The sequence below is a fragment of the Micromonospora maris AB-18-032 genome, from assembly GCF_000204155.1.
Lineage (GTDB): Bacteria > Actinomycetota > Actinomycetes > Mycobacteriales > Micromonosporaceae > Micromonospora > Micromonospora gifhornensis.
On the sequence record NC_015434.1, the window covers coordinates 5,372,402 to 5,396,564 of the forward strand.

Annotated in this window: 24 protein-coding genes; 6 read left to right on the plus strand and 18 right to left on the minus strand. The window is 71.4% G+C overall.

Annotation, left to right across the window (positions count from 1 at the left end; all coding sequences use genetic code 11):
- Nucleotides 1-342: 342 nt before the first annotated feature.
- Complete coding sequence (locus VAB18032_RS23680; RefSeq protein WP_013735455.1) at nucleotides 343-882, minus strand: hypothetical protein; 540 nt, start codon at nucleotides 880-882, stop codon at nucleotides 343-345.
- A 114-nt stretch (nucleotides 883-996) separates the two neighbouring features.
- On the opposite strand from VAB18032_RS23680, the gene VAB18032_RS23685 reads away from it, so the two are divergent.
- Entirely contained in the window at nucleotides 997-2,229 is a 1,233-nt protein-coding gene (locus VAB18032_RS23685; RefSeq protein WP_013735456.1) for a GNAT family N-acetyltransferase, read from the plus strand.
- 255 nt (nucleotides 2,230-2,484) lie between these two features.
- Nucleotides 2,485-2,808 (plus strand): hypothetical protein, encoded by a 324-nt coding sequence (locus tag VAB18032_RS23690; RefSeq protein WP_043721728.1) that lies wholly within the window; start codon nucleotides 2,485-2,487, stop codon nucleotides 2,806-2,808.
- A gap of 203 nt (nucleotides 2,809-3,011) precedes the next feature.
- On the opposite strand, the gene VAB18032_RS23695 is transcribed toward VAB18032_RS23690, so the two are convergent.
- From VAB18032_RS23695 to VAB18032_RS23705, 3 genes are all read right to left on the minus strand, one after another.
- Nucleotides 3,012-3,479: a ribose-5-phosphate isomerase gene (locus tag VAB18032_RS23695; protein ID WP_013735458.1), complete on the minus strand. Its 468-nt coding sequence runs from the start codon at nucleotides 3,477-3,479 to the stop codon at nucleotides 3,012-3,014.
- Nucleotides 3,480-3,638: 159 nt separating this feature from the next.
- Complete coding sequence (locus VAB18032_RS23700; protein ID WP_013735459.1) at nucleotides 3,639-4,844, minus strand: DUF1015 family protein; 1,206 nt, start codon at nucleotides 4,842-4,844, stop codon at nucleotides 3,639-3,641.
- Between the two features lie 778 nt (nucleotides 4,845-5,622).
- Nucleotides 5,623-6,246 carry a mycothiol-dependent nitroreductase Rv2466c family protein gene (locus tag VAB18032_RS23705; protein WP_013735460.1) on the minus strand — a complete coding sequence of 208 codons (624 nt, stop codon included), beginning with the start codon at nucleotides 6,244-6,246 and terminating at the stop codon, nucleotides 5,623-5,625.
- A gap of 216 nt (nucleotides 6,247-6,462) precedes the next feature.
- Between VAB18032_RS23705 and pepN the strand changes: the two genes are divergently transcribed.
- Nucleotides 6,463-9,012: an aminopeptidase N gene (gene pepN, locus VAB18032_RS23710; protein WP_043725528.1), complete on the plus strand. Its 2,550-nt coding sequence runs from the start codon at nucleotides 6,463-6,465 to the stop codon at nucleotides 9,010-9,012.
- 63 nt (nucleotides 9,013-9,075) lie between these two features.
- Here pepN and VAB18032_RS23715 read toward each other — a convergent pair whose 3' ends face one another.
- The 14 genes from VAB18032_RS23715 to VAB18032_RS23780 form a co-directional block, all read right to left on the minus strand.
- A complete protein-coding gene (locus tag VAB18032_RS23715; RefSeq protein WP_013735462.1) occupies nucleotides 9,076-9,489 on the minus strand; it encodes a DUF5130 family protein in 414 nt (137 codons plus the stop codon).
- Nucleotides 9,476-9,787 carry an aa3-type cytochrome oxidase subunit CtaJ gene (gene ctaJ / locus VAB18032_RS23720; protein ID WP_431883010.1) on the minus strand — a complete coding sequence of 104 codons (312 nt, stop codon included), beginning with the start codon at nucleotides 9,785-9,787 and terminating at the stop codon, nucleotides 9,476-9,478. Before ctaJ ends, VAB18032_RS23715 begins: the two co-directional genes overlap by 14 nt.
- A 46-nt stretch (nucleotides 9,788-9,833) precedes the next feature.
- On the minus strand, nucleotides 9,834-11,297 hold the full coding sequence (locus VAB18032_RS23725) for an amidase (protein WP_013735464.1): 1,464 nt from the start codon (nucleotides 11,295-11,297) through the stop codon (nucleotides 9,834-9,836).
- A 112-nt stretch (nucleotides 11,298-11,409) separates the two neighbouring features.
- Nucleotides 11,410-12,411: an amidohydrolase family protein gene (locus VAB18032_RS23730; RefSeq protein ID WP_193386336.1), complete on the minus strand. Its 1,002-nt coding sequence runs from the start codon at nucleotides 12,409-12,411 to the stop codon at nucleotides 11,410-11,412.
- Nucleotides 12,412-12,422: 11 nt separating this feature from the next.
- Nucleotides 12,423-12,947 (minus strand): 3-hydroxyanthranilate 3,4-dioxygenase, encoded by a 525-nt coding sequence (locus tag VAB18032_RS23735; protein WP_013735466.1) that lies wholly within the window; start codon nucleotides 12,945-12,947, stop codon nucleotides 12,423-12,425.
- Nucleotides 12,944-13,375, minus strand: coding sequence for a RidA family protein (locus VAB18032_RS23740; RefSeq protein ID WP_013735467.1), 432 nt, complete (start codon nucleotides 13,373-13,375; stop codon nucleotides 12,944-12,946). Before VAB18032_RS23740 ends, VAB18032_RS23735 begins: the two co-directional genes overlap by 4 nt.
- Nucleotides 13,372-14,145 (minus strand): 2-keto-4-pentenoate hydratase, encoded by a 774-nt coding sequence (locus VAB18032_RS23745; RefSeq protein ID WP_013735468.1) that lies wholly within the window; start codon nucleotides 14,143-14,145, stop codon nucleotides 13,372-13,374. The genes VAB18032_RS23740 and VAB18032_RS23745 overlap by 4 nt, the downstream gene beginning before the upstream one ends.
- Entirely contained in the window at nucleotides 14,142-15,260 is a 1,119-nt protein-coding gene (dmpG, locus tag VAB18032_RS23750) for a 4-hydroxy-2-oxovalerate aldolase (RefSeq protein WP_013735469.1), read from the minus strand. Before dmpG ends, VAB18032_RS23745 begins: the two co-directional genes overlap by 4 nt.
- Entirely contained in the window at nucleotides 15,257-16,186 is a 930-nt protein-coding gene (locus tag VAB18032_RS23755) for an acetaldehyde dehydrogenase (acetylating) (RefSeq protein ID WP_013735470.1), read from the minus strand. Before VAB18032_RS23755 ends, dmpG begins: the two co-directional genes overlap by 4 nt.
- Nucleotides 16,183-16,986: a 2-keto-4-pentenoate hydratase gene (locus tag VAB18032_RS23760; RefSeq protein WP_013735471.1), complete on the minus strand. Its 804-nt coding sequence runs from the start codon at nucleotides 16,984-16,986 to the stop codon at nucleotides 16,183-16,185. Before VAB18032_RS23760 ends, VAB18032_RS23755 begins: the two co-directional genes overlap by 4 nt.
- A complete protein-coding gene (locus VAB18032_RS23765) occupies nucleotides 16,983-18,464 on the minus strand; it encodes a 2-hydroxymuconic semialdehyde dehydrogenase (RefSeq protein ID WP_013735472.1) in 1,482 nt (493 codons plus the stop codon). Before VAB18032_RS23765 ends, VAB18032_RS23760 begins: the two co-directional genes overlap by 4 nt.
- A 20-nt stretch (nucleotides 18,465-18,484) precedes the next feature.
- On the minus strand, nucleotides 18,485-19,819 hold the full coding sequence (locus VAB18032_RS23770; RefSeq protein WP_013735473.1) for an FAD-dependent oxidoreductase: 1,335 nt from the start codon (nucleotides 19,817-19,819) through the stop codon (nucleotides 18,485-18,487).
- A complete protein-coding gene (gene kynU, locus VAB18032_RS23775; protein ID WP_013735474.1) occupies nucleotides 19,816-21,093 on the minus strand; it encodes a kynureninase in 1,278 nt (425 codons plus the stop codon). The genes VAB18032_RS23770 and kynU overlap by 4 nt, the downstream gene beginning before the upstream one ends.
- A gap of 25 nt (nucleotides 21,094-21,118) precedes the next feature.
- Nucleotides 21,119-22,018 (minus strand): tryptophan 2,3-dioxygenase, encoded by a 900-nt coding sequence (locus VAB18032_RS23780; protein WP_013735475.1) that lies wholly within the window; start codon nucleotides 22,016-22,018, stop codon nucleotides 21,119-21,121.
- Nucleotides 22,019-22,166: 148 nt separating this feature from the next.
- Between VAB18032_RS23780 and VAB18032_RS23785 the strand changes: the two genes are divergently transcribed.
- The 3 genes from VAB18032_RS23785 to VAB18032_RS23795 all read left to right on the plus strand — a co-directional run bounded on the left by VAB18032_RS23785 (nucleotide 22,167) and on the right by VAB18032_RS23795 (nucleotide 24,150).
- Nucleotides 22,167-22,646 (plus strand): Lrp/AsnC family transcriptional regulator, encoded by a 480-nt coding sequence (locus tag VAB18032_RS23785; RefSeq protein WP_013735476.1) that lies wholly within the window; start codon nucleotides 22,167-22,169, stop codon nucleotides 22,644-22,646.
- Nucleotides 22,647-22,833: 187 nt separating this feature from the next.
- Nucleotides 22,834-23,298 carry a hypothetical protein gene (locus VAB18032_RS23790; RefSeq protein ID WP_043725536.1) on the plus strand — a complete coding sequence of 155 codons (465 nt, stop codon included), beginning with the start codon at nucleotides 22,834-22,836 and terminating at the stop codon, nucleotides 23,296-23,298.
- A 15-nt stretch (nucleotides 23,299-23,313) separates the two neighbouring features.
- Entirely contained in the window at nucleotides 23,314-24,150 is an 837-nt protein-coding gene (locus tag VAB18032_RS23795; RefSeq protein ID WP_013735478.1) for a class F sortase, read from the plus strand.
- Nucleotides 24,151-24,163: the final 13 nt, after the last annotated feature.

Consider the following 24,163-nt stretch of genomic DNA (forward strand, 5'->3'; position numbering starts at 1 on the left):
CACGTTTAGGAAGACCTGCGTACATGGAAATTTCACGAGCCGGGGGAGCTTGCGGGTGCAATATTCCGTCCGCCAGCAGGCCCTTTTCCCCTTACCGGAAAATATGTCCGCGCACCCAAAATGCGGTGACGGTCATAAATTTGCCACCAATTCGGACAGGTGCCATCATGTCCGTAGTGTGGCGGGTCGAGCACGTACCGTACCCGACCCGGGGGATGAACCGGCTCCGTCCGGGTATGCAGCGGCCGTCCTGGTGGAGTGACGACCTTCCGGTCGCGATGCCCGCGACCGGTTCCGTCGGGCGGGTCGGCAAGACGCGCCGACCCGCCCGACGACGCGACCTCAGGTAGTCAGCCAGTTCCAGGCGTCCATGACCCACTGGGTCTGTTGCAGGTAGGCGATGCCCAGTCCGGTCAGGAAGAGCGCGGTGACCAGGTGCGCGCCACGGGCGCTGCGCCGTACCCGACCCAACTGCCGTTCCAGCACCAACCGGCCCAGCAGCCGGGTCAGCGCGAAGAGCCCCGCCGCCACCAGCAGGCTCAGCACGAAGATCAGGAACGGTCCGGCGAGATCACCCCCGCCGGAGATCGCCCAGATTCCCCAGCACACGAAGGCGAACAGCGCGCCTGCGGCGCTCCACTCGCCACCCTTGCGCAACTGCGCCATGTGCCAACTCAACGGCCGGCGCGGCGCGGGCTCGCCCGGCCAGCCGGTGCCGGTCGGCACCTGGTCCACCGCCGTGAACGGCTCGGTTCGCGCCGCGTTGGCCCCCACCGAGGCCACGCCACGCCGGTACGGATCACGCTGCGGCGGAATGCCGCCACCGGGCTGCGGCGGCACCTCCACGGTCCGCTCCGCCCACGGCTGCGTCTGGTCGGCCATGTCGTTCCCTCCCCCTCGGCTGGCGGTGAACTTGATCACCGCCGGGCCCTGCTTCGAGGGTAGCCAGCCGACAAATAGGTCGCCGCACCCGCACCGATCCGATACACACGACCAGTGACCAGCACTTCCCTGCCGATCAGCAGCGCCCGCGCCGAAGACTTCGACGAGATGGGCCGTTTCCTCAACTTCCTGTTCCACCACGGCCTCGAACCCGAAGCCCACGAGACCGAGCGTGTGATCTTCGAACCGCAACGTGCCCTGCTGGTACGCGACGGTCCCGAGGTGGTCGGCACCACGGCCGCGTTCACCCGCGCACTGGGGGTGCCCGGCGGTGAGGTGGCGGCCGCACACGTCAGCATGGTCGGGGTGGCGCCCACCCATCGGCGGCGAGGTCTGCTCACCGCGCTGATGCGCCGACAACTACGCGAGGTCCACGCGGCCCGCCGGGAACCGGTCACGGTGCTCTGGGCCAGCGAGGGGCGGATCTACCCCCGCTTCGGCTACGGGCTGGCGGCGCAGCGCCTGCAGCTGACCGGCGACACCAACGAGCTGCGGCTACCGCCGCCGACCGCCGACGAGGGCCGGCTACGCCTGGACCGTCCGGCCGATCGCCTGGCCGACCTCTCCCGGGTGTACGACACCGTACGCGCGGGCCGGCCGGGCTGGTCCGCCCGCGACGACCGGTGGTGGCGCTACGTCCTGCTCGATCCGGAGGCCCACCGGGGCGGTGCCACCGAACGACGGGTGGTGCTGCACGAAGGAGCTGACGGCGTCGACGGGTACGGCCTGTTCCGCACCAAGTCCGACTGGGACGGCACCGGCCCGAAGTGCCAGACCAGCGTCGACGAGGTGGTGGCGACAAGTGTCGCCGGATACCGGGCGATCTGGCGGATGCTGCTCTCGATCGACCTGACCCGCCAGGTGAGCTTCCTCCGGGCCGCCGTGGACGAGCCCCTGCTGCGGCTGGTCGACGAACCACGCCGGCTCAACCCGCGCCTGGTCGACGCCCTGTGGGTACGCGTGGTGGACGTACCGGCCGCGATGGCCGCCCGCCGCTACGCCACCGACGTCGACGTGGTCATCGAGGTGAGCGACGACCTGCTGCCGGAGAACACCGGCCGGTGGCGGCTACAGGGTGGCCCGAAGACGGCCAGTTGCGTACCGGCGAATGGTCCGGCCGACCTGGCCTGCGACATCAGCTGCCTGGGTGAACTCTTCCTCGGGGGTAGCACCCTGACCGCGCTGGCCGACGCCGGCCGGGTACGCGAACTGCGGCCCGGTGCGCTGGCCGCTGCCGACCCCGCGTTCATCTGGCACCGCGCTCCCTCGGCCCTGGAAGTCTTCTGACCCCCTGTCCCCCGAGGTCCGCCGCCCCTTCTCACGGTGTCTTGCTGATCCTGATCAGCAAGACCCCGATCACACCGACCGCCGGTCGGGAGCAGGACCAGTTCCTGACCGGCGGCACAGTGCCGCGTCGACCCCACGTCGCACCGCTGACAGCGACGATTGCCGTGCCCGTGTGTGCTTTCAGTGTCAAATATCGGGGGTGCGGAAGGCCCCGAGACCGTGATCGACAACCGTCAGCCCAGGTAGGGTCGGGGGGTGGCGGACGAGGCACGACGGCGACGACGACACCGGCACCAGGGCGGAGCACAGGGGACCGCTGATTCCAGCGCCGCAGCGACCACAGCGGGGGTGCACGACAGCGCGGAGCCGCCTCGCGGACGACGCGCCGGCGGGGGCGAGGAAAACGAGCGCGGGCTACGCGGCCTGGTCGGCTCGGGCTCGTCGCAGGTGAGCGTGACAGCGGCCATGCGGGCCCGAGACGCCGCCCGCCCCACCGACGAGGACCTCGCCGCAGCCGAAGCCGAGATCGTCATCGTGCGCCGGAACTGGACCCCCCGCGACGAACTCCCCCGCCGCTGACCCCGGCCGACGGCCTGACCGACCGGCCCCGCCTGTCCAGGCACCGGGCACCAGGCACCGGCCGGTTCTAGATCGTGCTCGATTCGGGATCGAGTGGTGTCCCGACGACGGGGAGACCACTCGATCCCAGATCGAGGCGCGATGCGGGCGCGACCCCGAGCGGATCCCGACGGATGGGGTTGCCCAGGGCGGGTGCGGAGGGGTCAGGGCAGGTCGGGCAGTTTGCGGGTCTGCTCGTAGTCGGCGACCTGGGTGATGCGGCGGGCGTGCCGCTCGCTGCCGGAGAAGGCGGTGGTCAGGAACGCCTCGACGATGGCGGTCGCCTCGTCCAGGGTGTGCTGGCGAGCACCGACCGCGACCACGTTGGCGTCGTTGTGCTGCCGGCCGAGTTGGGCCGTCTCGACGCTCCAGGCCAGCGCCGCACGGACCCCGGCGACCTTGTTGGCGGCGATCTGCTCGCCGTTGCCGGAGCCACCGATGACCACACCCAGGCTGCCCGGGTCGGCCACCACGCGGGTGCCGGCGTGCAGGCAGAAGGCCGGGTAGTCGTCGTCCGGGTCGAAGACGTGCGGGCCGACGTCGACCACCTCGTACCCCTGCTTGGCGAGGTGGTTGGCCAGGTGCACCTTCAACTCGAAACCGGCGTGATCGGATCCCAGGTAGACGCGCATACCGGGCAGTCTGTCAGGCCCGCCGGACCGGGCACCGCCGGGGCGGGGCCGGGCGCGACGGACGCCACCTTTCGCAGGGTCGGCAGCATCACGTCACACCCGGCCCACCCGGCATCCGTACCGAGCGGGATCGGCGTCCCGACCGGGTGGCTCGGGGTCCTACGCGGGATCCGGCAACTCGGCGACCACCAGTCCGCCGCGTGCCTTCGGGGTGAACCAGGTGCTCTTGCGCGGCATCTTCTCCCGGGCCAGGTTCACCGCGACGAAGTCGTCCACGGTCACCGGCGCGATGAGGATGGCCAGCTCGGCCCGGCCGGCCTCGACCTCACCGGTCAGCCAGCTCGCCGGGTAGTCGCCACCGACGTAGGTGATCCGCTTGTCGCCCGGGTCCAGTCCGAGGGCCTCACGCAGCAGCAGCCGCTCGACCAGGGCGTGGTCGAGGTTCTCCAACCGGCCCGCGCCGGTGTGCGGCAGCGTCACGTCGTACGCCTGGCCGGGAAGCTGGAGCACGACGCTGCCGCCGGTCGCCGGGACCTGCACCGGGCCGTCGACGGCGGTGATCTGCGCGCCGGCGGCGCGCAGCCGGTCGAGCAGTTCGTCCGGCGTGGTCGGCAGCTCGCTGACCAGGCGGTTGTACGGCTGGATGGCCACCGAGGCGGGCGTGGTGACCACCGCGAGGAAGCGGCGGAACCCGCCGGTCTGGGCGGCGAGGCTGCGGTGGTTGCCGTCGGCGACGACCAGTTCGCCACCGGAGGCGAGCGCGGTCAGCTCGTCCTGCTCCGGGCCCGGCCCGAGCAGCCAGATGGCGTGCGTACGCCCGGCCTGGTCGGTGTCGGTGGCGGCGGGGGCGCCGGCCGCGTCGGTGGCCGTGGCAAGCGCGGCGTGCAGTTCGTCACCGCGCCCGGTCTGCAGCAGCAGTACGGGCGAGAGCAGGTGACCCAGCGCCTCGGCCAGGGCGACCCGCTCGCGCACCTTGGCGATGAAGACGTCCTCGTTGCGGATGACCAGGCCCGGCTCGTCGGCCCGGGTGGAGATCTGATCGGTGTCGACCATGGCGAAGATGCCGTACGCCGGCTCCTCGCCGGGTGCGGTGATCCGGTACAGCACCACCACCTGCTCGGCGGGGGTGTAGCTGCCGTCGGCCTTCGCCTCGGCGAGCCGGGTCACGGCGTCCGGCAGGGCGTCGCCGAAGGTCTTGCCGAGGCTCTCCGGAGCCCGGTGCGGCATCTCGATGCCGAGGGCGCTGTGCGGATTCGCCTCGATGATCGCGGTGATCTCCGCGTCGTCGGCGAACTCGTCATAGTTCTGCGCTCCGGTGCCGCCAGTGGTGATCCAAGCCCGCGTGATCGGGTGCACGACCGTCATGACCCATGACGCTACCGTCGCCACTTCCCGCTCCGTCGCCGGACCCACACCCCGCCCACCAGGTGAAAGGAAGGGCCCCGGCTTAACGCCTCAGGTAGAGCAGGGGTCCCTTGTTAACACTCCGACTCGCCCGCGCGACGATGCCGGCCGACGGGGGCCGGCAGCACCGCCGGCCGCCGCACCGGCCGCGGGCCCTGGTTGCGGATCTCCCGACCGGGCGGCGTCAATCGTGAGGTGGCTGGAACGCGGGCAACGCCCACCACCGGGGTACGACCCAGCACTCCCGCGGCGTTCAGCGGGTGCTCCTGCTGCGGCACCGGCCAGCCGCCGGGACGGTGTGGAGGTGGACTCGGCCACATCTCGCCGCGCTCCTGCCGCAGCCTCGACCAGCCCTCCGCGCGGTCCTGCCGAGGTGCCGACCGGTCCTCAGCGCGCTCCTGCCGGGGCGCCGGCCAGCTCTCGACGACATCCTGCCGGGGCACCGGCCAGCGCAGGTTCGCCGTGGGAGAGGGCGCGGCGCTGCCAATCCCCTCCCTACGGCTCCGACGGTCATCGACCGGGGCACGGTGTTTGGCCATCTGACGCCTCCACGAGCGGCGGCCGACGGGCACAGGTACGGCCCGCCAGCACTCTGCGGACACCCGGTCAAACGAGTCCGCGAAGGCAGCGGTGACGCCGCACCCGGCACGCGAGGCGGCTTCGGAGGCGACGTAGGTGTGGTGTTAACAAGGGGCCCGGGCTATGCACGAGGCGTTAATAAGGTGCCCTTCCTTACACCTCAGTCGAAGGTGGGTTCGAGGTCGCGGCTGCGCTTGAGTTCGAAGAAGCCGGGCGTGCCGGAAACCAGCAGCACACCGTCCCAGAGCCGGCCGGCGGCCTCGCCCTTCGGCGCCGGGGTGACCACCGGGCCGAAGAAGGCCACCTGTCGTCCGTCCGGGCCGGGTGCGTGGATGACCGGAGTGCCCACCTCGGTGCCGACCGGCCGCATGCCCTGCTCGTGGCTCTCCCGCAGGGCCGTGTCGAGCCGGCTGTCCTCGGCGGCGGCGGCGAGTTGCGGGTCCAGGCCGGCGTCGGTGAGGGCGGCGGCGAACAACTCCGGACCGACGCGCTCCTTGCCCAGATGGATGCGGGTGCCCAGGGCGGTGTAGAGGGCACCGAGCACCGCCGGCCCGTACCGCTGCTGGGCGGCGATGCAGACCCGCACCGGCCCCCACCCGGTACGCATCGCCTCCTGGTACTGCTCGGGCAGTTCGCGGCCCTCGTTGAGCACCGACAGGCTCATCACGTGGAAGCGGACCTCGATGTCGCGGACCTGCTCCACCTCCAGCAGCCAGCGGGAAGTGATCCACGCCCAGGGGCAGATCGGATCGAACCACATGTCGACGCTGCTGCGCTCGTTCATGGTGAGGTCCCTTCGCATCGATGGCACCGTGCCTGCGGTGCACTTCCGATCCTTACTCCCTGCCCGCCCTGTCGGGCCGGAAACGGCTGCGTGACCTCGCCCACCACCGGGTGCCCGCGCATGGAAGACTCGGCATCGGACGGGCCGTCACGGGCGGTCCACGACGATGTGGCCGTGGCGTACGGCGAGAACGGGATGGAGACGAACGTGCCGGGAGTGCGCAACCTGACGCAGGTCGAGGCGACCGAGCGGGCTCGCCTGCTCGACGTGACGGGGTACGACATCAATCTGGACCTGTCCAGCGCCGTCCACGCGGCGGGGGGTCGTACCTTCCGGTCGATCACAGAGGTGCACTTCCGCTGCACCGAACCGGGTGCCAGCACCTTCATCGAGGTGGCGGCGGACTCGGTGCGTTCGGCGACGCTGAACGGCACGTCGATCGACCTGGCCGGCTTCTCCGCCGAGAAGGGACTGACGCTTACCGGGCTGGCCGGCGAGAACGTCCTGGTCGTCGACGCGGACTTCGCGTACTCGAACTCGGGGCAGGGGCTGCACCGCAGCGTCGACCCGGTGGACGGGGAGACCTATCTCTACAGCCAGTTCGAGACGGCCGACGCCCAGCGGGTCTTCGCCTGCTTCGACCAGCCGGATCTCAAGAGCGTCTACACCTGGCACGCCACCGTCCCGGAGCACTGGAAGGTGATCTCCAACGCACCGGTGGAGCGCGTCGAACCGGCCGGCGACGACCTCAAGACCGTCCACTTCGCCACCTCGGCGCGGATGAGCACCTACATCACCGCGCTGTGCGCCGGGCCGTACCACGAGGTGCGGGACAGCCACGACGGCATCGACCTGGGCCTGTTCTGCCGGACCTCGATGGCACAGTACCTGGACAGCGACGACCTGTTCCTGATCACCAAGCAGGGCTTCGACTTCTTCCACGAGCAGTTCGGCGTGCGCTACCCGCTGCCGAAGTACGACCAGTTGTGGGTACCGGACTTCAACGCCGGCGCGATGGAGAACTTCGGCTGTGTCACGCACGCCGAGTCGCACTACCTGTTCCGCTCGCAGGTCACCGACTTCGAGTACGAGCAGCGGGCCAACACGATCCTGCATGAGATGGCCCACATGTGGTTCGGTGACCTGGTCACCATGCGCTGGTGGAACGACCTGTGGCTCAACGAGTCCTTCGCCGAGTGGGCCAGCCACTGGTGCAACACGCACGCCACCCGGTTCACCGAGGCGTGGACGACGTTCCTGTCGATCCGGAAGAACTGGGGCTACCGGCAGGACCAGCTCTCCTCCACCCACCCGGTCTACTGTGAGATGCCCGACCTGGAGGCGGTCGAGGTCAACTTCGACGGCATCACGTACGCCAAGGGCGCCAGCGTGCTCAAGCAGCTGGTCGCGTACGTGGGCCTGGAGTCCTTCCTGGCCGGTCTGCGGGCCTACTTCGCCAAGTACGCCTGGGGTAACGCCACCTTCGACGACCTGCTCTCCGAACTGGAGGCCGCCTCCGGTCGCAAACTGCGCACCTTCGCCAGCCAGTGGCTGGAGACGGCGCAGGTGAACACGCTGCGGCCCGAGTTGACCATCGGCCCGGACGGCACGTACCAGCAGGTGGTGGTGCGGCAGGAGGCGTCGGAGGGGTACCCGACCCTGCGTACCCACCGCATCGGCGTCGGGCTCTACGACCTGACCGAGGGCCGGCTGGTCCGCCGGGAGCGTCTGGAGGTCGACATCGACGGTGAGCTGACCGAGCTGCCTCAGCTCGTCGGCGTGCCCGCGGCCGACGTGCTGCTGCTCAACGACGACGACCTCACCTACACCAAGCTGCGGTTGGACGAGCGGTCGATGGCCACTGTGGTGCAGCACATCGCCGGTTTCGACTCGTCGCTGGCGCGGGCGCTGTGCTGGACGGCGGCGTGGGACATGACCCGCGACGCCGAACTGGCCACCCGCGACTACATCGCGCTGGTGCTGGCCGGGCTGCCCGCCGAGACGGACATCAACCTGGTCACCGCCACTTTGCGCCAGGCGAGCAGCGCCCTGACCTTCTACGCCGACCCGGCCTGGGCGCCCACCGGCTGGGCCGACCTGGCCCGTACCGCGCGGACCGCCCTCGCCTCGGCCGAGCCGGGCAGCGGGTTCCAGCTTGCCTGGGCCCGGGCGTACGTCTCGGCGGCCCGCGACCCGGAGGACCTGGCCGTGCTGCGCGGCTGGCTGGACGGCACGCAGGTGACGCAAGGGCTGACCATCGACACCGAGCTGCGGTGGAGCGTGCTGCAGGCGTTGGTGGCCAACGGGGTGGCCGGTGCGCCGGAGATCGACGCCGAGCTGGCCCGGGACCGGACCTCCAGCGGTGAGCGGGAGGCCGCGTACGCGCACGCGCTGGTGCCGACCGCGGAGAACAAGGCTGCCGTCTGGGCGCAGCTGACCGGTGCCGAGGCGCTGCCGAACTGGCGCAACCGGGCGCTGTTGCAGGGCTTCAGCCACCCGGCGCAGGTCGAGCTGATCACGCCGTACCGGCCGCGCTACTTCGAGGTCGTGGGGCAGGTGTGGGCCAGCCGGGACAGCGAGCCGGCGCAGGAGTTCGCGATGCTGGCCTACCCGGCGTACCTGGTCGAGGAGGACACCGTCGAGGCGACCGACGCCTGGCTGGCGCAGCAGGGCAGCCCGGCACCGCTGCGCCGGCTGGTGGCCGAGGGCCGCGACGGGGTGGTCCGGGCCGTGGCGGCGCGGGCCCGGGACGCGCGCAGCGCCTGAGACAGACCTGAGCCCGGCCTCCGCGTACGTCGCGGGGGCCGGGCTCAGTGGTGTCGGAAGCGGTCAGCCCTTGCCGGCGTAGCGGGAGAGCTGGTCGAGGCCCTGAATGATGCCGCCGGCCAGGTCGCCACCGCCGAACGAAGCCACCATCGACAGCGCAGCGATCTTGGCGTACGTGTCGGGGACCCGCTTGCGGGCGTACCGGCCGGTGACGATCTCCAGCTGCCGCTGGTTGGGCGAGACGGCGATCAGCACGGAGCGGTCCGGGTTGGCCAGCTGCCGGTGCAGCCGCTCGGCGTGCTCCCGGATCGGCTCGTCGAGACCGCCGACGAAGACCGAGAAGACCAGTCCGGTCGTCCGGTCGGCCAGCCGCAGCGCCTCGTCGATGCGCAGCAGCTGACGGGTCGAGAACGGCCCGTCGAGCACGTCGGGCCGGGGCTCCGTCCCGGTCTCGGGCTGCATCTCACCAACGGTCACTTGCGCCTCCGGTTCCACCGGCCGGCGTCTCGACGCCGGCCTGCTCCTGCTTGCGGCTGGTCAACGCCGGTGCCTGTGCACCGGCGGCCAGCACCGCGCCGGCCGAGTCGGCCAGCTCGCCCGGCTGACCGAGGAACCAGACCGGCGTGAAGTTGAACGGACGGCCCGGCCGGTAGCGCTTCGCGCCGCCACCGCCGTCGCGGCTGCTGCCCGCGTACACGAGGCCGGCGATCACCAGCACGACGGCTGCCGGGATGCCGACGAAGACCAGCAACGTGTCGGTTACAGACAATCCCAACGCCCCCAGGCGGAAAGAGAGACCTTCGACCGGATCGGGTGACGGATCACCGCGGTGACCTCCCGACTCCGCTGCCACTCACGTTAGCGGAGTCGACGCCCCGCCAGAGCACGGGGTGGCGATCCCAACCGCCACAGGAGCCCTCAAGCTGCGCAGCTGTGGCGATCAGTGTCGCGTCGGCACCGTACCGTCCGGTGAGGAGCACCCCCACCGGCAGCCCTTCGGCGGTCGTTCCGACCGGCAACGAGACGGACGGATCACCCGTGACGTTGAACACCGCACAGTACGGCGAGAAGCGGCGTTGCCGGTCGAAGTCCTCTTCCGGGGTACGCCCCTGCGTGAACCAGCCGACCGGAGCCTGCGGCGCGGACAACGTCGGGCAGAGCAGCAGGTCACAGCCGGCGGTGCGGCGGACACCGGCGCGTACCTGCACCTGAAGTTCGCCCAGGGTGGTGGTCAGGGTGCCGGCGGAGACGTCGGCACCTCGGGACCGCATGAAGCGGGTCAACGGCAGCAGCAGGTGCTCCCCTTCGGGCGGCACCGGGGTGAGCGCGAGGACGTACCAGAGGGTCTCGAACAGCGGCCAGACCTGCGGCCCGAGCGGCGGTGGCACCTCGACCACCTCGTGGCCGGCGGCGGTGAGCAGCGCGGCCGCCCGGTCCACCGCGGCGACGCAGTCCGGGTGCACGGGCTCGTCGACGAGCATCGCGGCGGTGAACCGGCCGACCCGCAGCCGACCCGGCGCGGCGGCCCGGGCCGCACCCAGGTAGCCCCCGGCCGGCGGGGCCGGCGGCAGGTACGGCTCGCCCGGCACCGCAGCGGCCATCACGTCGAGCAACGCGGCCACGTCGGCGACCGTACGCCCGATCGGCCCGTTGCTCGGCAGGCCGTAGGCGCCGAAGCCGAGCGGACCGCTGGAGACCAGGCCACGGCTGGGTTTGTAGCCGATCAGGCCACACAGGGAGGCCGGGATGCGCAGCGAGCCGCCACCGTCGGAACCCTGCGCCACCGGCACCAGGCCCGCGGCCACCGCCGCCGCCGCACCTCCACTGGACCCACCCGCGGTGTACGACAGGTCCCACGGGTTACGGGCCGGCGGGGCCACCAACCCCTCCGAGTAGAGCGAGCAGCCCAGCTCGGAGGTGGTGGTCTTGCCGAGGCTGACCAGTCCGGCCGCCTTGATGAACCGCACCACGTCGGCGTCGACCGGCGGGACGAAGTCGGCGAAGGCGGCCGAGCCGAAGGTGGTGCGTACCCCGGCGGTCAACGTCAGGTCCTTGATCGCGGTCGATACGCCGTGCAACGGCCCGCGTTCACCGGGCGGTGTCGCGTCGGCGGCGCGGGCGGCCTCGCGGGCCTGGCCGGCGGTGACCGTGACGAACGCGCCGACGGTGTCGCCGAGCGCGTCGACGCGGCGCAGGTGGTGCTCGACCACCTCCAGGCTGGACAACTCACCACGGGCGATCGCCTCGGCCTGCTCCAACGCGGTCAGGTCGTGCGGCTCGGCCATACCGCCATCCTGCCCTGCCCGCCAGCACGATGCGGTTGCCACGCGCCGATCAAGATGACCGATTTCAGCCACTTCGAGCACGACCGCTGCGGGTCAGGGGCGGGTGCCCCGGTCAGCCGTACAGGAAGCGTCGGGCATTGCCGCCCAGCAACAGTGCGCGCTGGTCCTCGGTGAGGAAGTCGGCGTCGTGGATCACCTGGCCGACCGGCCGCTCCCCCAGCGGGTACGGATAGTCGCTGCCGAGCAGCACCTGGTCGACGCCCATGGTGTCCACCAGCAGGCGCAGCGCCGGTGGCGCGAAGACCACCGAGTCGACGAAGAACCGGTCGACGTACGAGCTGGGCGGGGCGGCGGAGGCACCGCGTACCAGGTCGCCTCGGCGGTGCCAGGCGTTGTCGGCCCGTCCCAGCCAGAACGGGAAGCTGCCGCCGCCGTGCGCGAAGCAGATCCGCAGGCTGGGCGGCACCTTGTCGAAGACCCCGCCGAGGATCATCGACAGCACCGACAGGTGGGTCTCGGCCGGCATCCCGGTGAGCCAGCGGGCCATCCAGCGGTCGAGGCGGGGGCCGCCCGGCATGTCCCATGGGTGCACGAAGACCGGGGCGCCGACCTGCGCGCAGTGGGTCAGGAACGTCACGATCCCGGCGTCGTCCAGGTCCCGGTCGCCGACGTGGTTACCGATCTCCACGCCGACGTGGCCGGCCGCCAGGCAGCGGTCCACCTCGGCGCAGGCCGCGTCCGGGTCCTGCAACGGCACCTGGCAGAAGGGCAGCAGCCGGTCGCCACCGGCCGCGGTGACCTCCAGGGTCAGGTCGTTGAAGATGCGGGCCACCTTCACCGCCTGATCGGCCGGGCGCTCGTAGCTGAAGAAGACCGGGGTGGGCGAGACAACCTGCACATCGACCCCGTCTTCGGTCATGTCGGCCAGCCGGGTCGGCGCGTCCCAGCACTGTGCACCGATCGGGCGGAACTCGGTCTCCCCGACCATGATCATGGCGGCGCGTTCCGAGTCGATCCGCAGCCAGGGCCAGCCGGACCCGCCGCAGGCCACGGCGAGGTCCGGCCACCCCTTCGGTACGACGTGCGAGTGCACGTCCACCACCGGGTGGGTCAGCGGCTGGGCCATCAGCCCTTGCCCGGGTGCAGGGTGCCGCAGTTGTCGCAGGTGCGCGCCGTCTCGTCGGCGTAGAACGCGCCGAACACCGGGGGCAGGTCGGCGGCGATGTCGCGGACCTGCAACTCGACCTCGTGCACCTTGTGCCCGCACTCGGGGCAGTACCACTGGAACTTCTCCAGCGTGCCCTCCGGGCGGACCCGCTCCACCACCACGCCGATCGAGCCGGGCTCCGGGCGCTGCGGCGAGTGCGGGACGTTGCGCGGCAGCATCCACATCTGACCCTCGCGCACGTGCACCGTACGCGGCCCCTGCGGGGTCATCAGGTTGATGTGCATGTTGCCCTTGACCTGGTAGAAGAACTCCTCGTACGGGTCGACGTGGAAGTCGGTGCGCTGGTTGGGCCCACCCACCACCATCACGATGAAGTCGTCGGACCCGGGGAACATCTCCTTGTTGCCCACCGGCGGCTTGAGCAGGTGCTGGTTCTCGGCGATCCAGCCCGGAAAGCTGAACGGCTCGGCGATCTCACTCACGACTGACCTCCCTGGGGCAGCACGGCCACGGCTTGCATCTCGATCAGCAGGTGCGGATGCGGCAACTGGTGCACGGCCACGGTCGTCCGGGTCGGTCCGGTGGCGTCGAAGAACTCCGCCCACACCTCGTTGTACCCACCGAAATCGTTCATGTTGACCAGGTACGACGTCACCTGCACCAGGTCGGACAGCTCGGCGCCGACCGAACGCAGCAGGTCACCGATGTTCTCGATCACCGCGCGGGTCTGCACCCGGATGTCCAGGTCCGTCGTACCGAACTCGTCGACCGACACTCCGGCGAAGCTGTTGTCCGGCCGCCGCGACGACGTACCCGACACGAAGACGAACCCGTTCGCCACCTTGACGTGCGGGAACGCACCACGGGGTACGGCCTTCCCGGCGACGACCCGCGCCCCGTCCGCGCTCATGACGCGGCCTTCAAGGTGGCGGTGCCGAGCTTCTCGACGACTGCCCGGACCTGAGCGCCGGGCCGCAGCGGGACAGCGGCGGTGGCCGCGCCGGCCAGGAACACCCAGCCCTCGCGCAGCCGCACCCCGTGCCGTCCGGCCAGGCGGACGCCCTCGTCGAGGGCCCGGCGCGGGTCGCCGAGGATCGCCGCGGTCGAGCCGACCTGCGTTACCCGGCCGTCGATCTCCAGCAGTACCCCGAGGTTGTCCAGCCCGTCCGGCACCGGCGACCAGGGACCGACCACGAAGGCGGCGGCCGAGGTGTTGTCGGCGATCACGTCCGGCAGGGAGAAGGTGAAGTTCGCGTACCGGGAGTCGATCAGCTCGATCGCCGGGGCGACCGCGCGGACGGCGTCGGTGAACGCGCCGAGCGGCTCGCCCGGCTCGGGCAGGCGGTCCAGCAGGAACGCCACCTCCGGCTCGACCCGGGGGTGGATGTAGGTCGACACGTCGACGCTGCCGCCGTCGGGCACCCACATCGCGTCGGTGAGCCGCCCCCAGATCACCTCGTCGACGCCGACCTGGGCCATCTTCGCCTTGCTGGTCAGCCCCATCTTCAGGCCGACCAGCCGCTCGCCCCGGTCGAGGCGGCGCTGCACGAGGGCGGTCTGCACCCCGTACGCGGCGTCGACGTCGAGGCCGACCTCGGCGGCCAGTTGCGGGATCGCGGTGGCGGTGGTGGCGGCCTTGTCCAACTGCTCGGCGATGCCGGCCGGGTCCAGCCCGCTCATGCCTGCTCCTCGGTTCGTGCTTGCGTGACCGCCGGATCCCCGGCGCCGTCGCGGGCCGGCTCAGCGGCACCGTCGCGGGCCAGGTCCAGCGCCACGTCGACGATCATGTCCTCCTGGCCGCCGACCATCCGACGCCGCCCCAACTCGACCAGGATCGAGCGGACGTCGACGCCGTACCGGGCCGAGGCGCGTTCGGCGTGCCGCAGGAAGCTGGAGTAGACCCCCGCGTACCCGAGGGAGAGGGTCTCGCGGTCGACCTGGACCGGCCGGTCCTGCAACGGACGGACGATGTCGTCGGCGGCGTCCATCAGCGCGAACACGTCACAACCGTGCTTCCAGCCGTGCAGTTCGGCGACCGCGACGAAGACCTCCAGCGGGGCGTTGCCCGCCCCGGCACCCATCCCGGCCAGTGAGGCGTCCACCCGGACGGTACGCCCGGACGGCGACCCGAGCGGCCCGTCACCGACGATGCGGCCGTGTTCCACGGCGACCACGCTGTTGGCCACGCCGAGCGACAGGTTGTGGTGCGCGTGGATGCCGATCTCCGTCGTCGGTTCGAGGACCTGCCGGTACGCGTCGACCCGTTGCGCCACGTCGGACATCAGCAGCCGGCCACCGGAGTCGGTGACGTAGACGCAGTGCGCCCCGTACGACTCCATCAGTTTGGCCTGCGTGGCCAGTCCGGCCGGGTCGTTCATGTGCGACATCATCAGGAACCCGGACACGTCCATGCCGTTGTCCCGCGCCCAGGAGATGTGCTGCGCGGAGATGTCCGCCTCGGTGCAGTGCGTGGCGATCCGCACACTCGTCACCCCGAGGGCCTTGGCCGCCTTCAGGTCGGCGATGGTGCCGATACCGGGCAGCAGCAGGGTGGTCAGCTTCGCGTTCGTCATCACCTCGGCCGCCGCCGCGATCCACTCGGCGTCGCTTGCCGCACCGTGGCCGTAGTTGACACTCGACCCGGCCAACCCGTCACCGTGCGCCACCTCGATCGCGGCCACCCCGGCGGCGTCCAACGCCGCAGCGATGGTCCGCACCTGGTCCACGGTGTAGCGGTGCCCGATGGCGTGCATGCCGTCGCGCAGCGTCACGTCCTGGATGTACAGCTCGTTCATGCGCTCACCGTCCCGCGGAGGGCGACCAGCCGCTCGGCGGTACGCAGCGCGGCCGAGGTCATGATGTCCAGGTTCCCGGCGTACGCGGGCAGGTAGTGCCCGGCACCGGAGACCTCCAGGAAGACCGAGACCTGAAGGCCGGTCAGCTGCCGCCCGAGCGACGGCACGTAGGTGTCCACCCGGTCGAACTGCACGTCCTGCTTGAGCCGGTAACCGGGGACGTACTCCTGCACGCCGACGACCATGTCGGCGACCGAGGCGGCGATGGCGGACCGGTCGGCGTCCGGATCCGGGCAGAGGCAGTAGACGGTGTCGCGCATCAGCAGCGGCGGCTCCGCCGGGTTGAGCACGATGATCGCCTTGCCCCGGTCGGCGCCGCCGACCACCTCGATGGCCCGCGCGGTGGTCTCGGTGAACTCGTCGATGTTGGCGCGGGTGCCCGGACCGGCCGAACGGGAGGAGATCGAGGCGACGATCTCGCCGTACGCCACCGGGGTGACCCGGCGTACCGCGGCGACGATCGGCACGGTCGCCTGACCGCCGCAGGTGACCATGTTGACGTTCGGCTCGGTCAGGTGCTCGTCCAGGTTGACCGGCGGCACCACGTACGGGCCGATAGCGGCCGGGGTCAGGTCGACGACCCGGCGGCCATGGGCGCGCAGCACCGCGTCGTTGTGTCGGTGCGCACCGGCGGAGGTGGCGTCGAAGACCAGTTCGACGTCGGCGAACTCGGGCATCTTCACCAGGCCGTCCACGCCTTCGGCGGTGGTCGCCACGCCGAGGCGGCGGGCCCGGGCCAGACCGTCGGAGTCCGGGTCGATGCCGACCATCGCCACCATCCGCAGGCTCTCACTGAGCCGCAGTACCTTGATCATCAGGTCGGTGCCGATGTTGCCCGACCCGATCACCGCCACACCGACGCTCATGACGAGCCACCTTTCGCCTCCCGGGAGAAACAGGTCCGCACCGAGCCGAGGCCGGAGATCCGGGCCTCGTACGCCGCGCCGGGGGTGACCGCCACCATCGGGCCGAGGGCGCCGGAAAGCACCACGTCACCGGCGCGCAGCGGCTCACCGGCGCGGGCCATCGTGGTGGCCAACCAGGCCACCGCGTGCAGCGGGTTGCCGAGGCAGGCCGCGCCGGCACCGACCGACACCGGTTCCCCGGCGTGCTCCAGCACCATCCCGCACAGCCGCAGGTCCACGTCGGCGAGTCGGCGGGGCGCGGTGCCGAGCACGAACAGCCCACTTGACGCGTTGTCCGCCACCGTGTCCACGATGGAGATGTCCCAGCCGGCCACCCGCGAGTCGACGATCTCGATGGCCGGCAGCAGGTGGTCGACGGCGCGGATCACGTCGACGCTTGTGACCCGTTCGTCGGGCAGGTCGGCGCCGAGCACGAAGGCGATCTCCGCCTCCACCCGGGGTTGGAGCAGCCGATCGATCGGCACCTCGGCGCCGTCCGGCACGGCCATGACGTCGGTGAGGACGCCGAAGTCCGGCTCGTACACGCCGAGGTTCTCCTGCACCGCCCGGGAGGTCAGGCCGATCTTCGCGCCCACCCGACGCTGCCCGGCGGCCAGCCACTGGCGTACCTGGTGCTGCTGCACCTCGTACGCCGCGGCCACGTCGCCCTCGGGCAGCAGCCGCCCACGCAGGGGTGGGCAGGGCTTGCCACTGGTCCGGGCCTCGGTCAGTTCCTCGGCCGCTCGCTGAAGGTCGCTCATGACAGGTCCACGCAGACGTTTGTGAGTTCGGAGTAGAAGTCGAGCGAGTGCACGCCGCCCTCACGGCCGATGCCGGAGGCCTTCACCCCACCGAAGGGGGTGCGCAGGTCCCGCAGGAACCAGGTGTTGACCCAGACGATGCCGGCGTCCAGCCGCTGCCCGGCCCGGTGCGCCCGACCCACGTCCCGGGTCCAGACCGCCGCCGCCAGGCCGTACTCGGTGCCGTTGGCCAGCGCGTACGCCTCGTCCTCGTCGTCGAAGGGTGCCACGTGCACCACCGGGCCGAAGATCTCCTCGGTGTTGGTACGGGCCTGCGGGCCGAGCCCGGTCAGCACCGTCGGCTGCACGTACGCGCCGCCGTCGCGGGCGTCACCGAAGCGCGGCACTGCCCCACCGGCCAGCACCTGCGCGCCCTCGGTCCGGGCCAGGTCGTAGTAGCCGAGCACCTTGTCGCGGTGCCCGTGCGAGATCAGCGGCATGTTCACCGTCGCCTCGTCGGCCGGCCAGCCGTACGCCAACTCCTCGGCGCGCTTGGCGAGTCGGGCGGTGAACTCCTCGAACACCGGCCGCTGCACGTAGATCCGTTCGGTGCACAGGCAGACCTGCCCACCGTTGGTGAAGCTGGACCGCACCGAGCCTTCGACGGCCGCGTCCAGGTCGGCGTCGGCGAAGACCAGCCCGGCGTTCTTGCCGCCCAACTCGAAGCTGACCGCCTTCACCCCGTCGGCGGCGGCCCGCATGATCGCCCCGCCCGTGGACGATTCACCGGTGAACGTGATCGCGTCGACACCGGGGTGCCGGGTGAGGAACTCACCTGCGGAATCCGGGCCGAAGCCGTGCACCAGGTTGAACACCCCGTCGGGTACGCCGGCGGCGGCCATCACCTCGGCCAGCAGGGTGGCCGAGGCGGGGGTCTCCTCGCTGGGCTTGACCACCACGGCGTTGCCGCAGGCCAGTGCGGGGGCGACCTTCCAGGTGAGCAGCAGCAGCGGCAGGTTCCACGGCACGATGACGGCCACCACGCCTACCGGTTTGCGTACCGCGTAGTTCAGCGCCCGGCCGCCGGTCGGGGTGACCGTGGTGAACGACTCCGTGGGCGCGGTCGCCACGATCTCGGCGAAGGCGCGGAAGTTGGCCGCACCGCGCGGGATGTCCAGCGTCCGGGCCTGGGAGATGGCCTTGCCGGTGTCGGCGACCTCGGCGGCAACCAGGTCGTCGAAGCGGCGCTCCAGCTCGTCGGCGACCCGGCGCAGCACCTCGGCGCGTTCGCGCTCCCCCATCCGGCCCCACGGTCCACGCTGCGCCGCCCGGGCCGCGGAGACCGCGTCGTCCACTGTGGAGCGGCTGGCCTCGACCACCTCGAAGACCGGCTCGCCGGTCACCGGGGAGCGCTTGGTGAACCGCTCACCGGCCGAGACGAACTCGCCGCCGACGAAGTTGCGCAGCAGCCCGGGGCCGTCCGGCGCGTGGCCGGTCATCCGCCGAGGATCCCAGAGCGTCATCCGCGCCTCCGGCGTCCGAGAGCGAGCACCGCACCGGCCAGCACCGCCGCCGCACCGGCCGCCACCGCGCCGAGCACCTGGTACTGCCGGCGGACCCGGCGACGCACCTGGGCGTACGGGACGGTGGTGAAGGAGACCAGTTCGTACTGGGAGACGTAGCGGCCCGGCAGCGCCCGCTCCAGGGCGTGCTCGACCTTCTTGCGGGTCTGGTACACCGGCGAGGCGACCTTGTCGCGCATCTCCACGAAGTTGGCAAGCGCCATCTGCGCGATCGCCTCGGCGTTGTCCTGCCGGCGTTGCTGGTACAGCGGCAGGGCCGCGGCCCAGTCGTCGCCGCACTCGTCGAGGCAGGTGTCGAGCTCCACCACGTCCTCGAAGGCGCAGTTCGCGCCCTGGCCGTAGAACGGCACGATGGCGTGCGCGGCGTCACCGAGCAGGCCCACCCGCCCGTCGAACTGCCACGGGTCGCACCGCACGGTGCCGAGCACGCCGACCGGGTTGTGCTGGTAGTCGTCGACCAGGTTCGGGGCCAGCGGCGGCAGGTCCGGGTAGTGCTGGGCGAAGTACCGCTCGATCGCCGCCTTGCTGCCCAACGAGGAGAAGCTGGCGGTGCCGTGGTTGGGCCAGAACAGGGTGCAGGTGAAGGAGCGGTCCGGGTTCGGCAGGGCGATCATCATCGACGTGCCGCGCGGCCAGATGTGCAGCGCACCCGGGTCGAGGGCGAAGTCGCCACCCAGCGGCGGGATGGTGAGTTCCTTGTAGCCGTAGTCGAGGAAGTCGACGCTCTCGGTGAGCAGGCCGTGTTCGAGCAGCTGTCCGCGTACGGCCGAACCGGCGCCGTCGGCGCCGAGCACGACCGTGGCGTTCGCGGTGACCGTGCCCTGCGGGGTTTCGAAGGTCATCTGCGCGGTGGCCGGGTCGAGCCCGACCAGCCGGTGGTCGAAGGCGACCCGCACCTGCGGCAGCTTGGCGGCGGCGTCCAGCAGCGCGTTGTTCAACGCACCCCGGCTGATCGAGTTGATCGCCCGGTCACCCTCGGCGCTGTACGACTGGAAGTCGGGCTCGCCCACCACCGGGTGCACCATCCGGCCGCGCATCGGCAACGCGTCGGCCATCACCTGCTCGTCGAGGCCGATGCGGCGCAGCGCGTCCAGACCCCGCTCGGAGAGCGCCAGGTTGATCGAGCGGCCCCGCTCGGGCGTACCGACCCGGGGATCGGGTCGCCGCTCGTAGAGTGTGACCGAGTGACCTCGCCGGGCCAGGTAGCAGGCCAACAGGCAGCCGGCCAGACCGGCACCCACCACCGCGATCTCGTCCTGCCGGGTGTTCACGCGCTGGCCTCCACCGTCGCGGCCAGCGCGTCGGCGACCCGCCAGCAGTCGTGGTACGTCGAGTAGAGCGGCACCGGGGCGAACCGCACCACGTCCGGCTGCCGGGCGTCGGCGATCACCCCGTGCTCGTGGCGCAGCCGCTTGGTCAGTTCGTTTGCGGTGCCCACGCCGATACGGACCGACAGCTGGCAGCCGCGCCGGCTCGGGTCACGCGGGGTGACCACGGTCAACGGCCGGTCGGCGACCACCTCGTCGAGCAGCCGCTCCAGGTAGCCGGTGAGCCGCAGGCTGCGCTCGCGCAGCGCCGGCATGCCGACCGAGTCGAACAACTCCAGCGAGGTACGCACCGGGCCCATCGCGAAGATCGGCGGGTTGGAGATCTGCCACGCCTCGACGGTGGCCGGTGGCCGGCTCACCGGGGTCATCTCGAACCGGGTCGCCGCCGCCGTGCTCCACCAGCCCTCGAACCGGTGCAGCGCGGGGTCGCCGTGGTGGCGCTCGTGCACGAAGACGCCGCCCAGCGCGCCCGGACCGGAGTTGAGGTACTTGTACGAGCACCAGGCCGCGAAGTCGACGTCCCAGTCGTGCAGCGACAGCGGCACGTTGCCCGCCGCGTGCGCCAGGTCCCAGCCCACCACGGCACCGGCGGCCCGGCCGGCGGCGGTGATGGTGGGGATGTCCATCAGCTCGCCGGTGAGGTAGTTGACCCCGCCGAGCAGCACCAGTGCGACGGTGTGCCCCTCCGCCGCCAGGAACGCGGTCACGTCCTCGGTACGCAGGTTCTCCTCACCGGGGCGCGGGGTGAGCCGGACCACAGTGGTGTCCGGGTCCAGCCCGTGGAACCGGGCCTGGCTGCGCACCGCGTAGCTGTCCGAGGGGAAGGCGCTGTCCTCGATGACGATCCGGGTCCGCTCGCCGGCCGGCCGGTAGAAGCTGACCATCAGCAGGTGCAGGTTGACCGTCAGCGAGTTCATCACCACGGTCTCGCTGGGCAGCGCGCCGACCAGCCGGGCCGCCGGCGCGGTCAGCAACTCGTGGTACGGCAACCAGGGGCGCTCCGCCTCCAGGTGGCCCTCCACGCCGAGCCGGCTCCAGGCCTCCAGGTCGGCCAGCAACTCCGTACGGGTGGCCTTGGGTTGCAGGCCGAGCGAGTTGCCCGCCAGGTATGCGGTCTCCGGGTAGCGCCCGCCGTCGGCCGGGGGCACGTGGAACAGGTGCCGGTGGCCCGGCTCGGCGGCGTCCAGGCGCAGCGCCTCGGCCTCACCGGCACTCATTGTCTCGTTCTGGTTCATCCTCGCCTCACATCGCCGTCCGGGCCGACCACAGCTCCGGGAAGACCACCCGGGCCATGCTGCGTTGCAGCCACGCCAGCCCCGCCGAACCGCCGCTGCCGACCTTGGCACCCATGGTGCGCTGCACCGCCTTGACGTGGTGGTGCCGCCAGTCGCCGAACTGCTCGGCCACCTCGGTCAGCGCCTCGCCGAGCATCCGCAGGTGGTTGTCCGGACCGCTGTCACCGTAGATGCGGACCCAGGCCGCCTCGACCGCGGCGTGCGGCTGGTGCTCGTCGCGGATGTCCCGGTCGAGCAGGTCGGCGGGGATGTCGTGGCCGTGCCGGGCGAGCAGGGCGACCACCTCGTCCCAGACGCTGGGGGTGGCCAGGGTGGCGTTCAGGTCGGCATACACCTCGGTCTGCCGGCGGAACGGGCGGATCAGCGCCGCGTCCCGCAGCCCCAGCAGGAACTCCAGGTGGCGGTACATCGCCGACTGGAAGCCGGAGCCCTCGCCGAGCAGGTTGCGGAAGCGGTTGAAGTCGGCCGGGGTCATCCAGCGCAACCCGTGCCAGGCCGCGTTGAGGGCCTCCAGGTGCAGCGCGGCGCGGCGCAGCGGGGCCAACGCCTCCCAGACCCGGTCGGTGCGCAGCAGCCGGGAGGTCTCCCGCAGCTCGTGGCAGGTCAGCCCGAAGTACAGCTCCATGATCTGGCTGACCATCAGGAAGGACATCTCGCCGGGGTCGTCACTCAGCGGCTGCTGCAACGTGTGCAGCGTGCTGGCCTGCACATAGGCGTCGTACGGCACCCGCTCGGCGAACTCCAGGGTCGGCTCGCCGCCGTTGCGGGCGGCACGGGCCGCCCGCTGCTTGCCCGTCACCGGACGCACCGCCGTCCGGGTTCCCGGGCGCAGCTCGGTCTGCTCCATCCGTCCACTCCTTCCTGGCTGGCGATTCCAGTCATGATCTCGCGGCGTCACCCCCCGATGGAATGCCTGTTCAACGGCGCTACGCCCGGCGGACCTGTCAAACGTGAGGCGCTGGCCGCATTCGACTTGTCAGACGTAAGGTCGACGCGTGGACGAGATGGACTGGGCCCTGCTGCGCGAGTTGCAGGCCGACGCACGGTTGTCGTTCAGCGAGCTGTCCCGGCGGGTGCACCTGTCCCCACCTGCGGTGGCCGAGCGGGTACGCCGGTTGGAGGAGAGCGGGGTGATCACCGGGTACCACGCGCACGTCGACCTGACCCGAGCCGGCCGGACGGTGGTCGCGTTGATCCGGATGTCCTGCTACGGCGCTCGCTGCATCCTGCACGACCCGGACGTCGCCACCTGGCCGGAGATCCTGGAGATCCACCGGATCACCGGCGACGCGTGCAGTGTGCTGAAGGTCGCGGCCGGGTCGATCGGGGAGTTCGAGGGGGTCATCGACCGACTCGCCCCGTACGGGCAGCCGTCGAGCACCATGGTGCTCTCCTCCCCCCTCAACTGGCAGCCGCTGACCAGATGCCCGGACGTGCCCCCGGTCACCGCCCCCGGCAGGGGACGCCCTGCTTGACCCCCTCTGGCCCCGTGTTCCGAGTCAGCGGTTGCGCACGCCGGGTTAGCAGCGGGAGCAGGGGGAAAGCACCGCGGGTCACCCCAGCAGGGCCGGGACACCGGTGCCGGGAGGGAGGATCATGCGGGGTCTGCGATCGTACGGAGGAGTGCTGCACGCCTCCTCGACCATCGTCCGACTTCTCGGAGTGTTCGCGCTGATCGGGGCGTTCGTCCTGGTCGGTGCCGGGCCCGCCCGGGCGGGTGAGAACACCTTCATCGAGGTGACCCCGAACAGTGTGCAGGCCGGATCCCGGGTGCACCTGCGGGCCAGCTGCGACAACGCCAACAACCGGCAGGCCGAGGTCGACTCGGAGGCGTTCAACCGGGTCTTCCTCCGACCGGACAACGGCTTCCTCACCGGCGACGTCACGGTGCCGAGCAACAAGGCCGCCGGGGACTATCCGGTGAACCTGCGCTGCAACAACGGCCAGACGGCCAGCACCACGCTGACCGTACTGAACATGCAGCAGCCCACCAAGGGCCCGGCGACCGGTGGCGGTGGCACCGCCGGACCGGGCACCGGTTCGACGCTGCTGCTCGGCGGCGCCGCCGTGGTGGCCGCGGCGGTGGTCTTCGGGCTGATCAGTAGCCGACGCCGGACCGGTTCCTGACCACAGGCGGGTGCCATGATCGGCCACCGTGTTCCGGTGCCCGAACCGCGTCCCGCCCCGCCCCGGACCGTCACCCGCCGCAGCTACCGACTCTGGCGGACGGTGACGGCCGTGGCCGGTCGGCTCGGCCGGGTCACCGCCCAGATGGGTTCGGCCAGCATCGCCACACCTGACCCGTCGGCCGCACCCGTGCCACCACGGCCGCGTCGCGCCTGGCCGGCAGCGGCCCGACGCAGCCTCCGCGCCAGCCCCGGACTGCCCGTCCTGGTGATCGGCAGCCTGATGTTGTTGATCATCACGATGCTCGGGGTCGAACGGCTTACCGGTACGAACCTGCTGCCGGACCGCTTCATCGCCGGGCTGGCGCCGCCGCCGAAGAAATTTCCACTGCTGCCGGCGAGCCAACCGGTCGGCATCGAGATCAACAAGATCGACCTGGCCGCGCCGGTGCACAACGTGGGCGTCGCCGCGGACGGCAGCATCGCCGCGCCGACCGCGGAACGCGCCCAGGAGGCCGGCTGGTACGACCAGGGCCCCACCCCGGGGCAGTACGGCCCCGCCGTCATCGTCGGACACGTCGACACCAGCACCGGGCCGGCGGTCTTCCAGGACCTGCGGCAACTGCGGGCCGGCGACCGGGTCGAGGTGGCCCGCACCGACGGTACGGTCGCGATCTTCGAGGTCGACCGGGTCGGCCGGTACGACAAGGAGGCGCTGCCCGCCGACGAGGTCTTCGGCGACTTCAGCCGGCCGCAGCTGCGGCTGATCACCTGCGGTGGACGCTGGGTCGGCGGCGAGACGGGCTACGCGGACAACGTGATCGTGTTCGCTTCGCTGGTGGAGGCGCGGTGAGTCGTCGACCGGA